Raw genomic sequence first — 13,078 nt, forward strand, 5'->3', positions numbered from 1 at the left:
CGGTCACTTGGACTAACCGAAGGGGGTTCTTGGACTGGAGGGGCCCGCGCGGCGCGATCTCGTTGACGGTGCCGCCGGGGCGGGGGCCAACTAGTGCGCATGTCCCTCCCCCCTTCGCGAAGAATCCGTGCGGCCTGTGCGCTCGCCGTCGCTTCCTCCGCCGTGTTCGCCCTGGCCGGGCCCGCCCTGGCCGAGGGCGCCACGGCCGGGGGCGCGGCGGCCACCCCCGCGGCCACCGGCACGGCGGCGTCCGGCGCCGCGGCCACCGACGGCCCCGTCATCGCCTCCAGCCGGCTCTCGGTCGCCGTCGCCGAGGACTTCCCCCGGGTCCTCTCGTACACCGACCGCGCGAGCGGCGCGCGGCTCCTCGGCAGTACGGCCCCGGTCACGCAGATCGTCCTCAACGGCACCGCCCGCGCCGTCCGGACCAAGGGCGCCCCCGTCCTGACCGCCTCCTCCGCCGCGTACACCCTCACCTTCCCCGACCTGCCCGGCGTCGAGATCGACGCACGGCTGAGCGTCGACGGGCGGGCCACCACGTTCCGGGTCACCGCCGTCCGCGACACCGAGGGATTCCGCGTCGGCACTCTCGACATACCGGGCCACGACCTGGTCTCCGTCGGTTCCTCGGACGCCGGCGCCGCGACCGCCTTCACCCGGCTCGACCCGGACTCCACCCGTACCGCCGACGTCTTCGCACAGGTCACCGACGCCACCGCCGCCGAGACCGCCCCGGTGGGCGCGAGCTACGCGATCGTCAGCACCGGGCGGCTCGCCGCCGCCGTCGAGTCCAACTCCAGCTACGACAAGCCCGCCGGTGCCTCCGCCCGCGACGGCGCCCGCTTCTGGCACCAGGCCCGCAAGCAGGCCACCGCCACCGGCACCGAGACCCGCGTCGGCGTCTGGTCCGGCCAGTGGACCTACCGGGGCGAAGGATCCCCGAAGCCCGCGAGCGGCGACGGCCTGCCCTGGGCCAAGGTCGTCGTCACCCCCGACGCCAACGCCGACGGCACCACCGACTGGCAGGACGGCGCCGTCGCGTTCCGCACGATCGGGATCAAGGCCCCGGGCAGCGAGGACACCCCCGACCGGGTCGTCGCCCACATCCCGTTCAACTTCGCCTCACAGGCCACCCACCCCTTCCTGCGCACCCTCGACGACGTCAAGCGGATCTCGCTCTCCACCGACGGACTCGGCCAGTTCGCGCTGCTCAAGGGGTACGGCTCCGAGGGCCACGACTCCGCCCACCCCGACTACGGCGGCAACTACAACAAGCGGGCCGGCGGCCTCGCCGACCTCAACGTCCTCCTCAAGGAGGGCCGGAAGTGGGGCGCGGACTTCGGCGTCCACGTCAACGCCACCGAGTCGTACCCCGAGGCGAAGAACTTCAGCGAGACCCTCGTCGACCGGACCAAGCCCGGCTGGAACTGGCTCAACCAGAGCTACTACATCGACCAGCGCCGCGACATCAACAGCGGTGACCTCGCCCGCCGCTTCCAGCAGCTGCGCGACGAGACCGACCGCAACCTCTCCACCCTCTACATCGACGTCTACTACACCCACGGCTGGATCGCCGACGAGACGATGCGGGCCGTCCAGAAGCAGGGCTGGAACGTCGCCACCGAGTGGTCCGAGAAGTTCGAGCGGGCCTCCCTCTGGTCCCACTGGGCCAACGACCTCGACTACGGCGGCGCCACCAACAAGGGCCTCAACTCGCAGATCGTCCGCTTCATCCGCAACGGCGAGAAGGACGTCTGGAACAACCACCCGGTCCTCGGCCAGACCGCCCTCGTCGACTTCGAGGGCTGGACCGGCGAGACCGACTGGAACGACTTCACCGCCAACATCTGGCAGCGGAACCTGCCCGCCAAGTACCTCCAGCAGCAGCGCATCACCCGCTGGAACGGCAACGACATCACCTTCACCGGGGGAGTCCGCGGCACCGTCGAGAACGGCGTCCGCACCTTCTACGACGACGGCCGCAAGGTCCTCGACGGCGAGGCGTACCTGCTGCCCTGGGACGACGGCAAGAAGCTGTACCACTACAACAGGACCGGTGGCGCCACCAGTTGGGCCGTCCCGGCCGGCACCCGCTCGTACTCCGTGTACAAGCTCACCGACAACGGGCGCGTGAAGACCGCCACCGTGCGGCCCGCCGACGGGAGGATCACCCTCGACGCCGTCGCCGGACAGCCCTACGTCCTCCACCCCGACAGCGCGCCCGCACAGCGCGCCCCCAGGTGGGGCCAGGGCACCCCGGTGAAGGACCCCGGCTTCAACGACGCGACGCTCGGCGCCTGGACCCGGACCGGCACCGTCGCCCGCGACACCGACGAGCAGGGCCGCAACAGCGCGAAGCTCTCCGGCACCGCCGTCGCCGCGGTCGGCCAGTGGATCACCGGCCTCACCCCGGGCACGCGGTACACCGCCTCCGCCCTGATCGAGGTCCAGCCCGGCGCCACCCGGCCCACCACCCTCTCCGTCGGTGGGCGGTCCGTCACGGTCGAGCGGTCCGCGCTCCAGGACCGGGTCGCCGCCTCCGACTGGAACGGCACCCGCCTCCAGCGCGCCAAGGTCACCTTCACCGCCCCGCGCCACGGCGGCACCACGTTGAGGATCGAGGCGGCGGGCGGCAGCGCCGCCACCGTCCGGATCGACGACGTCCGCGTCGTCGCCAACGCCCCCGCCACCCGGGACGGGACCGTGGTGTACGAGGACTTCGAGGCCGTCGACCAGGGCTGGGGCCCCTTCCTCAAGGGCGACGCGGGCGGCACGACCGACCCGCGCACCCACATCGCCCAGCTCCACGCCCCCTACACCCAGGCCGGCTGGAACGGGAAGCTGATCGACGACGTCATCGGCGGCGCCGAGTCCCTCAAGTCCCACGACGAGAACAGCGGACTCGTCTACCGGACCGCGCCCTGGACCGTCCCCATGAAGGACGGCCGCACCTACCGCGTCGCGTACGACTACCGGTCGAGCCACGCGGGCGCGTACGAATGGATCACCGGCTACGACCGGACGGACGGGACCTCCGTGGAGACCCGCCGCACCCCGATCGGGCAGCAGAGGGACAGCGGGCACTTCTCCGAGACCGTCACCGCCGGCTGCGGCGACACCTGGACCGGGCTGCGCAAGCGCGGTGACGCCCCGGACGGCGCCGACTTCGTCCTCGACGCCTTCACCGTCACCGACCTCGGTCCGGCCGCCGAGCGCGCCGCCTGCGGCACGCTGACCGTCACCGCGCCCGAGACCCTGGAGCCCGGCCGCCCGAACCAGGTCACGGCCACCTTCGCCAACGACGAGGCCACCGAGGTCTCCGGCGCCCTGGCCGCGCTCGCCCTCCCGGCCGGCTGGACCGCCGAACCGGCCGCGCCCGTCACCCTCGACGCGGTCGCGCCGGGCGCGAAGGCCACCGCCACCTGGCAGGTGACGCCCCCGGTGGACGCGGCCTACCGGCCGTACACCCTCGACGCCTCCCTCACGTACCGCCTCGGGGGAGGGGAGCGGAAGCTCACCACCGCCACCACCGTCCGCACGCTGCCCCCGCCGCCCACCGCCGACAGCTGGGCCAGTGATCTCGACTGGACCTCGTCGAGCAACGGCTGGGGCCCCGTCGAGCGTGACCTCTCCAACGGTGAGACCGGCACCGGCGACGGCTCCCCGCTGCGGATCGGGGGAGTGACGTACGCCAAGGGCCTGGGCAGCCACGCACCCGCGAAGGTCCGCTACTACCTGGGCGGCCGTTGCACCTCCCTCACCGCCGAGGTCGGGGTGGACGACGTCCAGACCAGCCGGGGCAGCGTCCGGTTCAGCGTCCTCGCCGACGGCGCCGAGCGGGTGAAATCCCCGGTGCTCGGGGCCATGGACACCGCCTGGTCGCTCACCGCCGACGTGACCGGCGCCACCTGGGTCGACCTGGTGGTCTCCGACGGCGGCGACGGCAACGGCAACGACCACGCGGACTGGGGCGACGCCCGCTTCCACTGCGGAGCCTGACCGCCGTACGGGACACGGGCCCGCGACCCTCCGGGGGCGCGGGCCCCTTCCGCGCCCCCGGAGGGCCGCCCGGTGGGCCGCGGCGCGAGGCCGACGCGGGCGCGGACGGATGCGGGCCCACCGAGGTCTATGTTGAACTCCTACAAACACGAGGGGTACCTGGCTGTTGACTCGTGCTGAACGGTTCCTCGTTCTGTCCAGCCCCACCAGGAATCGACACGCGAGACTGTACGGAGTCGACGGCGGGGTTTTCTTGTCCGACTTCGTAGGGTCGGTACATGACCGTTGTGGACCAGATCCCGAGCGAGCCCGCTGACGCCCGTGGCCGAGTGGCCGAGCTGCACGTCCTGCGCGAGCAGGCTCTCCGCGGCCCGAGCGACCGCGCGACCGAGGCCCAGCACGCGAAGGGCAAGCTGACGGCGCGTGAGCGCATCGAGCTGCTGCTCGACCCTGGTTCCTTCAGCGAGGTCGAGCAGCTCCGCCGGCACCGTGCCCAGGGCTTCGGCCTGGAGGCGAAGAAGCCGTACACCGACGGGGTGATCACCGGATGGGGCACGGTCGAGGGCCGGACGGTCTTCGTCTACGCGCACGACTTCCGGATCTTCGGCGGCGCGCTGGGCGAGGCCCACGCCACGAAGATCCACAAGATCATGGACATGGCCATCGCGGCCGGTGCCCCGCTGGTCTCCCTGAACGACGGCGCGGGCGCCCGTATCCAGGAGGGCGTCTCGGCGCTCGCCGGCTACGGCGGCATCTTCCAGCGCAACACCCGCGCGAGCGGTGTCATCCCGCAGATCTCGGTGATGCTCGGCCCGTGCGCCGGCGGCGCGGCCTACAGCCCGGCGCTGACGGACTTCGTCTTCATGGTCCGTGAGACCTCGCAGATGTTCATCACCGGCCCGGACGTCGTGAAGGCGGTCACCGGCGAGGAGATCACCCAGAACGGCCTCGGCGGCGCCGATGTCCACGCGGGTGTCTCCGGTGTCTCCCACTTCGCGTACGACGACGAGGAGACCTGCATCGCGGAGGTCCGCTACCTCCTGTCGATGCTCCCGCAGAACAACCGCGAGAACCCGCCGACCGTCGCCTCCGAGGACCCGGCGGACCGCCGCTCCGAGGTCCTGCTCGACCTGGTCCCGGCCGACGGCAACCGCCCGTACGACATGCACAAGGTCATCGAGGAGCTCGTCGACGACGGCGACTACCTGGAGATCCACGAGCGCTGGGCCCGCAACATCATCTGCGCGCTCGCCCGCCTCGACGGCCAGGTCGTCGGCATCGTCGCCAACCAGCCGCAGACGCTGGCCGGTGTCCTCGACATCGAGGCCTCCGAGAAGGCCGCCCGCTTCGTGCAGATGTGCGACGCCTTCAACATTCCGATCATCACTCTTCTGGACGTACCCGGCTTCCTGCCGGGCGTCGATCAGGAGCACGGTGGAATCATCCGGCACGGCGCGAAGCTGCTGTACGCCTACTGCAACGCGACCGTGCCCCGGATCTCGCTGATCCTGCGCAAGGCGTACGGCGGCGCGTACATCGTCATGGACTCCCAGTCCATCGGCGCCGACCTGACGTACGCCTGGCCCACCAACGAAATCGCGGTCATGGGCGCCGAGGGAGCCGCCAACGTGATCTTCCGCAAGCAGATCGCCGAGGCCGAGGACCCCGAGGCCATGCGGGCCCGCATGGTCAAGGAGTACAAGGCCGAGCTGATGCACCCGTACTACGCGGCGGAGCGCGGCCTGGTCGACGACGTCATCGACCCCGCCGACACCCGCCAGGTGCTCATCAGGTCCCTCGCGATGCTCCGTACCAAGCACGCCGACCTGCCGTCCCGCAAGCACGGCAACCCGCCTCAGTAAGAGGAGTCATCCACGTGACAACCCCTGCCAATCTTCTCCGTGTGGAGAAGGGCCAAGCCGACCCCGAGGAGCTGGCGGCCATCACGGCCGTCCTGCTCGCCCGTGCCGCCGCCCGGTCCGACGAGGACACCGCCGCGGGCCACCGCGGCCGCACCACGGCCGGCTGGCGCCGCCTGGAGCGCGAGCACGGCTTCCGCGCGCCGCACAGCTGGCGCTGAGCGACCGGAAGAGGGCCTGAACCCGGGTGACACCGGGTTCAGGCCCTCTTTCGTGCCCCAGGGCCCTCACACGCCGTTCTGAGGCCCTGACTCGCCGTAGGGCCCCCGGCCCCGGCACGGGGGAGCAGAGCGGCCCGCGCACACGCCGAAGGCCGCGTCCCCGGGGGAACGCGGCCTTTCGGTACGGGGCGCCGGGGGACAGCTACCGCAGGCGGGCCATGAGGGCGTGCTCGACCAGAGTGATCAGCGCGCTCTTGGCGTCGGCGCGGTGCCGGGCGTCCGTGGTGATGATGGGGGTGTCCGGGCCGATCTGGAGGGCCTCGCGGACCTCCTCCGGCTGGTACGGCTGGCTGCCGTCGAAGCCGTTGAGGGCGATGACGAACGGCAGGCCGCTGTTCTCGAAGTAGTCGACCGCGGGGAAGCAGTCGGCGAGACGGCGGGTGTCGACCAGGACGACGGCGCCGATGGCGCCGCGGACCAGGTCGTCCCACATGAACCAGAAGCGGTCCTGGCCCGGCGTACCGAAGAGGTACAGGATCAGGTCCTGGTCCAGGGTGATGCGGCCGAAGTCCATGGCGACGGTCGTCGTCGTCTTGTCGCCGGTGTGCGTGAGGTCGTCGATGCCCGCGGAAGCGGACGTCATGACGGCCTCGGTACGCAGCGGGTTGATCTCCGAGACGGCGCCGACGAACGTGGTCTTGCCCACGCCGAAGCCACCCGCCACCACGATCTTCGCGCTGGTGGTTGAACGGGCCGCGCCGCCGCTAGAGCTTGCGAAGTCCACTGAGCACCCTTTCGAGCAGTGTCACGTCTGGCTGACCGCCGGCGGCCTCGTCGCCGCCCGGCTGGTGGATGGCGACGAGCCCGGCCTCTGCCAGGTCGGCCACGAGGATTCGGGCGACGCCGAGGGGAATGGAGAGAAGGGCCGAGATCTCGGCGACCGACTTGATCTCGAAGCACAGCCGGCAGATCCGCTGGTGCTCGGGCAACTGCCCCTGCAGCCGGGACGGATCGGCCGTCGTGCTGACCAGCGCCTCGATGGCGAGCTGGTAGCGCGGCCGGGTCCGGCCGCCGGTCATCGCGTACGGACGTACCAGCGGGTTGTGCGAGCCGCCCGAGCTGCTGGAGCCCGCGGCGGACTGGGCGCGCGAGGAGCCCTGCGCACCCGCGGGCTGAGCGTGAGGCTGCCGATAGGGCTGCGAAACGCCCTGTCTGCTCGGGGTGGAGGGAAAGTTGAACCGGTTCTGCGCGGTCTCGCCGAGCGGTGCCTGGTGCGCGTCATAACCGTTGTACGGGCTTGAGCCCGGTGGTGTTCCCACGTCTCCTCCTCCGACTGCCTCGCGGTCCATGTCCCTTGGAACCGCGCCACCGCACCTTACGGGGCGGTGGCGCGAAACGCACTGTCTGTCTGTTAGTTGAGAAGACTTCCCTGAAGCTCCGCCCGGAGGTCAGGAGTCAGGACGGTGCCCGCGCGGTCCACGAGGAGTGCCATCTCGTAGCCCACGAGACCGATGTCGGCCTCGGGGTGAGCGAGCACGGCCAGCGAGGAGCCGTCCGAGATCGACATGATGAAGAGGAAGCCGCGCTCCATCTCCACCACGGTCTGATTGACCGCACCACCCTCGAAGATCCGGGACGCGCCCGCGGTCAGCGAGGTCAGTCCGGAGGCGACGGCCGCAAGCTGGTCGGCGCGGTCCCGGGGGAAACCCTCGGACATCGCCAGCAGGAGTCCGTCGGCGGAGACCACCACCGTGTGCGACACCCCGGGGGTGTTGTCCACGAAGTTGGTGATCAACCAGTTCAGATTCTGCGCCGCCTGGCTCATGCTCACACTAACGCTCCTGGTTGTAGGTACTGCCCGGGCCGAGGCCCGATCCGTTCGTGTCCGTTCCCGCGCTGCGTCCCTGCTGGACGCCGCGGCGCAGGTTGCTCAACCTGCCCCGCACGTCCTCGGGTGCGCGGGAGACCTGGGGGCCGCCCTGCGGGGTCTGCTCCGCCGTGCCCTCGACCAGGTTGGCCTTCGGGACCCGGCGGGGGAGACCGGACGAGGTGACCCCGCCCGCCTTCGGGTCCTTGAGCTTCCCGGCCCGCTGCCAGCGCTCGTCGTTGGTCGAGCGCCATTCGTCGGTGGGGTCGGCGTCGTTCTGCTGCTGCTCCTGCGCCGGCTGCGCGGGCTTCGCCTGCTGCGGTGCCTGCTGCTGCGGCGCCTGCTGGGTCGGCGAGGCGACGCTGCCGCGGCGCGGCAGTCCGGCGTCGGTCAGCGCGTGACCGGCGTCCGGGGCGGCACTCGGGGTCGGACCCGGACGGTCGAAGCCTACGCGCTCGTGGGCCTGTTCGGGAGCGCTCGGAGCAGATTCCGATTCCGCTCCGAACGGCTGCTGGTAGCCGCCCTGGTAAGCGCTCTGATCCTGCCAGTCTCCCTGGTGGGACTGGGTTTCGAACGCATTGCCGTACTGCTGGTGTTCGGTTCCCGGGGTCTCGTACGAAGCTTCCGCATAGCCCTGCTGCGGGTACGCCTCGTAGCCCTGCTGCGGGTACGCGTAGCCGTCCTGCTGCTGCGGGAAACCGGCCGCGTACTCCTGGCCGTATCCCTGCGACTGCTGGGGCTGCTGCTGTCCGTACTCCTGCGCCGGGGCGTACTGCTCGGCGGGGTAGTCCTGCCCCTGCCGGCCGTACTCCTGACCCTGGCCGTACTCCTGGCCCTGCTGCCCGTACTCCTCCGGCTGCTCCGCCTCGTCGCGGAAGAGCGGCCGGTCGTCACCCTGCGCCTGGGCCTCCAGGGCGGCACGCCGCCCCTCGCGCTTCAGCGAGCGGTCGACCGGGTCGAGCTGACGCTCCTCATCGACCGGCTGGTCGTAGCGCGAGTCGTCGAAGCCGAGGTCGGCGGCGGTCAGCATCGGCTGCTGCTGCGGCGGGGCGCTCTCGAAGGCGTTCTGCTGCGGCTGCTGCTGCTGCGGAATGATCTGCGAGACCGTGAAGTCGTCCTGGAGCGGCTGCTCGCCACCGCCACCGTGCGTGATCGCGTCCGGCAGCATGACCAGCGAGGTCGTACCGGCCTGCTCGCCCGAGGGGCGCAGCTGGACCCGGATGCCGTGGCGGTCGGCGAGCCGGCCGACCACGAAGAGGCCCATGCGCTGCGAGACGGCCGCGTCGACGGTCGGCGGGTTGGCCAGCTTGTGGTTGATGTCCGCGAAGTCCTCGGCGGTGAGGCCGATGCCCTTGTCGTGGATCTCGACCATCACACGGCCGTCGGGGAGACGGGTCGCGGTGACGCGGACCTTGGTCTGCGGGGAGGAGAACGTGGTGGCGTTCTCCAGGAGCTCGGCGAGGAGGTGCACGAGGTCGGTCACGGCCTGGCCGTGGATCTCGGCCTCCGGCACGCCGGCCAGCTCGATGCGCTCGTACTGCTCCACCTCGGAGGAGGCGGCCCGCATGACGTCGACCAGCGGGACCGGCTGGTCCCAGCGGCGGCCCGGCTCCTCGCCGGCGAGGACGAGGAGGTTCTCGCCGTTGCGGCGCATACGGGTCGCCAGGTGGTCCAGGCGGAAGAGGTTCTCCAGCTGGTCCGGGTCGGCCTCGTTGTTCTCCAGGTCGGTGATGAGGGTCAGCTGGCCCTCGATCAGCGACTGGTTGCGGCGCGAGAGGTTGGTGAAGATCGCGTTGACGTTGCCCCGGAGCATGGCCTGCTCGGCGGCGAGCCGGACGGCCTCGCGGTGGACCTGGTCGAAGGCGCGGGCGACCTCGCCGATCTCGTCCTGCGTGTCGATCGGGATCGGCTGCACGCGGGTGTCGACGCGGCCGGGCTCGGTACGGGACAGCTGGTCGACCAGCATCGGCAGACGCTGCTCGGCGATGCCGAAGGCGGCGGTGCGCAGCTGCTGCATCGCGCGGCTCATCTGGCGGGCCATCATCCCGGCGAGGATGAAGGCGGCGAGGAGGGCGATGACGACGATGCCACCGTTGACCCAGGCGTCCGTCTTGGCCTCGTCGGAGATCTTGATCGCCTCGGCCACGGCCTTGTCGACCAGGGCCTTCTCGACCTCGCTGTAGCCGTCGAACTTGGCGGTGGCGACGGCCATCCAGCTGTCGGCGGTGATGCCCTTGGTCTTGAGGGCGGCGAGGGCCTCGGGGTTCTTGGCGCTGCCGATCTGGCCGGCGACACCGGAGAAGACCGAGCCGTCCTTGCCCTTGGGCAGGTCGAGGCCGGCGGCCTGCATCTCCTTGGCGCCCTCGGTCGCCTTGGTCTTCATGACCTTCTTGAGCAGTTCGACGTCCTCGGGCAGACCACCGGAGGAGAACTCGCCGAGGGCGATCTGTTCCAGGTAGTTGTACGAGTTGAACGCCACGGACTGCTGGGCGAAGACGCCTTCGGCGCGGCTGGGCCGGACCAGGAGCTGGGTGCCGATGGAGCGCTGGAGGGACTCCGCGCCCTTGGCCAGCTGGACGGCGTAGACGCTGCGGCCGTAGGTGGTGATGTTGCCGGTGCCGAGGCCGAGCTCGTTGGAGAACTCGGTCAGGTAGTGCTGGACCCCGGTGTAGCCACGCTGGGTGTCGACCGGGTCGAGACCGCCGGTGTACGCGATCTCGCGCAGCGCGGTGAGCTTCGGCTCCTCGTCCCGGAAGAGGTTCAGCCGGCGCTCCAGGCCCTGGCCCGAGGGCAGGTTCTTGGCGGCCTCGTCGAACTTCAGCTTGGCGGCGTCGGTCGCGGCGTACGCCTTCGTGACCTCGTCGCTCTTGCGGTCCTCGCGGGTCCTCACCCTCAGGAGCGGAGCCGCGGTGAGGTCGCGCTCGTTGAGGAGGGCGGTGCTGTACTCCGAGGCGGCGCGCACGATGAGTGCCGTCTTCTCGGCGTCCTGCGCCTCCTGCCAGGTGTCGATCGATCCCTTGACCTGGAAGCCGCCCATGACGAGGCCGACCAGCACGGGTATGCAGAGGATCGCGTTCAGCCTGGTGGGAACCCGCCAGTTGCGGGGCGAGAGCTTGCTGGAGCTTCCCGGGGCGGGGGCCACGTCGGGCTGCGTCACGGGCACGTCCGCGGGCGACATCGCCGTGCGCGACGGCGGGGTGAAGTTGCCCCGTGTCTCCTGCTCCGCGGAGCTTTCCTTGCTGCGCCTCACTCGACCAACAACCTCTCGGCGTCGGCACCTACGTTGTGCCGGTGTTTCGTTCAGGGCCGTACTACTCGGGAGTTCATGAATTGCAGCACGTGAAGGGGGTCGGTTCCAAACAGTGGGATGCGGCCGGTTTCACGGGCCCGAGCCTCGTATAAAACGGGCATAAAGAGCGAGCCCCGTCAAAAGACGGGGCTCAGGTGAGCGCAGCGACACCGATCGGATGCGTCGGGTGTCCGAGGCGCCCCAATTCTCTGTCGAAATGTTATGAACGCGCGGGCGGTCGTGTCGAACGACACAGACCGCCCCTGGCGGTGGCATATGACCGCCGCTCCGGTCGTCGGACTACTTGAGCCGGGCCATGAGGGCGTGCTCGACCAGAGTGATCAGCGCGCTCTTGGCGTCGGCGCGGTGCCGGGCGTCCGTGGTGATGATCGGGGTGCCGGGACCGATCTGGAGGGCCTCGCGGACCTCCTCCGGCTGGTACGGCTGGCTGCCGTCGAAGCCGTTGAGGGCGATGACGAACGGCAGGCCGCTGTTCTCGAAGTAGTCGACCGCCGGGAAGCAGTCGGCGAGACGGCGGGTGTCGACGAGCACCACGGCGCCGATGGCGCCGCGGACCAGGTCGTCCCACATGAACCAGAAGCGGTCCTGACCGGGCGTACCGAAGAGGTACAGGATCAGGTCCTGGTCCAGGGTGATGCGGCCGAAGTCCATGGCGACGGTCGTCGTCGTCTTGCCACCGGTGTGCGTGAGGTCGTCGATGCCCGCGGAAGCGGACGTCATGACGGCCTCGGTACGCAGCGGGTTGATCTCGGACACGGCGCCGACGAACGTGGTCTTGCCCACGCCGAAGCCACCCGCCACCACGATCTTCGCGCTGGTGGTCGACCGGGCCGCACCGCCGCTAGAGCTTGCGAAGTCCACTGAGCACCCTTTCGAGCAGAGTCACGTCCGGCGTGCCGCCGGTCTCTCCGTTGCCCGGCTGGTGGATCGCCACCATGCCGGCCTCCGCCAGGTCGGCGACGAGGATGCGGGCGACGCCGAGGGGCATCGACAGCAGCGCCGACACCTCGGCCACCGACTTGACCTCACGGCACAGGTGGCAGATCCGCTGGTGTTCCGGGAGGAGCGTGGCGAGATGCGCCGGGTCGGCCGTGGTGCTGACCAGCGCCTCGATGGCGAGCTGGTAGCGCGGCCGGGTCCGGCCGCCGGTCATCGCGTACGGACGCACCAGCGGCTGGTCGCCCTCATGTCCGTACTCGTCGACTGAGGCGCCGTACGGATCGTGAGAGGCGGGGGGCGGGGTCATGAATCCTCCGGGCGTGACAGCAAACCTTCTGCCGTCTGATGGGGCCGGTGGGGGGCCGGGTGGGGCGGCCGGACGGATAACGGTGCCAGGGCGGTACGGAGGGGCGTACCGCCCTGTCGATCGGTCGTGCGGTGGGGTCCGGTCCGGAAAGCGAACCGGCTAGTGGAGCAGGCTTCCCTGGAGCTCCGCGCGGAGATCCGGGGTGAGGACGCTGCCGGCCCGGTCGACCAGCAGCGTCATCTCGTAGCCCACGAGGCCGATGTCGCACTCGGGGTGTGCGAGCACGGCCAGCGAGGAACCGTCGGAGACCGACATGAGGAAGAGGAAGCCGCGCTCCATCTCCACCACGGTCTGCGCGACGGGGCCCCCCTCGAAGATCCGGGAAGCACCCGCGGTCAGCGAGGTCAGTCCGGACGCGACCGCCGCCAGCTGGTCGGCACGGTCGCGGGGGAATCCTTCGGACATGGCCAGCAGGAGTCCGTCGGCGGAGACCACCACCGTGTGGGACACCCCAGGGGTGTTGTCCACGAAGTTGGTGATCAACCAGTTCAGATTCTGCGCCGCCTGGCTCATCGC

The 13,078-nt window shown here is 70.6% G+C and carries 10 protein-coding genes; 3 read left to right on the forward strand and 7 right to left on the reverse strand.

Going from position 1 to position 13,078, the window contains the following annotated elements:
- Window positions 1–99: 99 nt before the first annotated feature.
- The 3 genes from OG392_RS25890 to OG392_RS25900 all read left to right on the forward strand — a co-directional run bounded on the left by OG392_RS25890 (window position 100) and on the right by OG392_RS25900 (window position 6,079).
- Window positions 100–3,999, forward strand: coding sequence for an endo-alpha-N-acetylgalactosaminidase family protein (locus tag OG392_RS25890; RefSeq protein ID WP_329283419.1), 3,900 nt, complete (start codon window positions 100–102; stop codon window positions 3,997–3,999).
- 278 nt (window positions 4,000–4,277) lie between these two features.
- Window positions 4,278–5,861: an acyl-CoA carboxylase subunit beta gene (locus tag OG392_RS25895; protein WP_078944794.1), complete on the forward strand. Its 1,584-nt coding sequence runs from the start codon at window positions 4,278–4,280 to the stop codon at window positions 5,859–5,861.
- A 14-nt stretch (window positions 5,862–5,875) separates the two neighbouring features.
- Entirely contained in the window at window positions 5,876–6,079 is a 204-nt protein-coding gene (locus tag OG392_RS25900; RefSeq protein WP_329283422.1) for an acyl-CoA carboxylase subunit epsilon, read from the forward strand.
- Window positions 6,080–6,281: 202 nt separating this feature from the next.
- Here the strand turns inward: OG392_RS25900 and OG392_RS25905 are convergent, their stop codons facing one another.
- From OG392_RS25905 to OG392_RS25935, 7 genes are all read right to left on the reverse strand, one after another.
- Window positions 6,282–6,863 (reverse strand): GTP-binding protein, encoded by a 582-nt coding sequence (locus tag OG392_RS25905; protein WP_187623077.1) that lies wholly within the window; start codon window positions 6,861–6,863, stop codon window positions 6,282–6,284.
- Window positions 6,844–7,398: a DUF742 domain-containing protein gene (locus OG392_RS25910; RefSeq protein WP_319319729.1), complete on the reverse strand. Its 555-nt coding sequence runs from the start codon at window positions 7,396–7,398 to the stop codon at window positions 6,844–6,846. The genes OG392_RS25905 and OG392_RS25910 overlap by 20 nt, the downstream gene beginning before the upstream one ends.
- Before the next feature lie 92 nt (window positions 7,399–7,490).
- On the reverse strand, window positions 7,491–7,904 hold the full coding sequence (locus tag OG392_RS25915; protein ID WP_026057603.1) for a roadblock/LC7 domain-containing protein: 414 nt from the start codon (window positions 7,902–7,904) through the stop codon (window positions 7,491–7,493).
- A gap of 7 nt (window positions 7,905–7,911) precedes the next feature.
- The gene (locus OG392_RS25920; protein WP_329283426.1) at window positions 7,912–11,196 is read right to left on the reverse strand and encodes a sensor histidine kinase; all 3,285 of its coding nucleotides are present in this window, start codon (window positions 11,194–11,196) and stop codon (window positions 7,912–7,914) included.
- A 339-nt stretch (window positions 11,197–11,535) separates the two neighbouring features.
- Window positions 11,536–12,117 (reverse strand): GTP-binding protein, encoded by a 582-nt coding sequence (locus tag OG392_RS25925; RefSeq protein ID WP_055602619.1) that lies wholly within the window; start codon window positions 12,115–12,117, stop codon window positions 11,536–11,538.
- Window positions 12,098–12,502: a DUF742 domain-containing protein gene (locus OG392_RS25930; protein WP_017235980.1), complete on the reverse strand. Its 405-nt coding sequence runs from the start codon at window positions 12,500–12,502 to the stop codon at window positions 12,098–12,100. The genes OG392_RS25925 and OG392_RS25930 overlap by 20 nt, the downstream gene beginning before the upstream one ends.
- A gap of 159 nt (window positions 12,503–12,661) precedes the next feature.
- A complete protein-coding gene (locus OG392_RS25935; protein WP_030325548.1) occupies window positions 12,662–13,075 on the reverse strand; it encodes a roadblock/LC7 domain-containing protein in 414 nt (137 codons plus the stop codon).
- Window positions 13,076–13,078: the final 3 nt, after the last annotated feature.

This window comes from Streptomyces sp. NBC_00691 (assembly GCF_036226665.1).
Classification (GTDB): domain Bacteria; phylum Actinomycetota; class Actinomycetes; order Streptomycetales; family Streptomycetaceae; genus Streptomyces.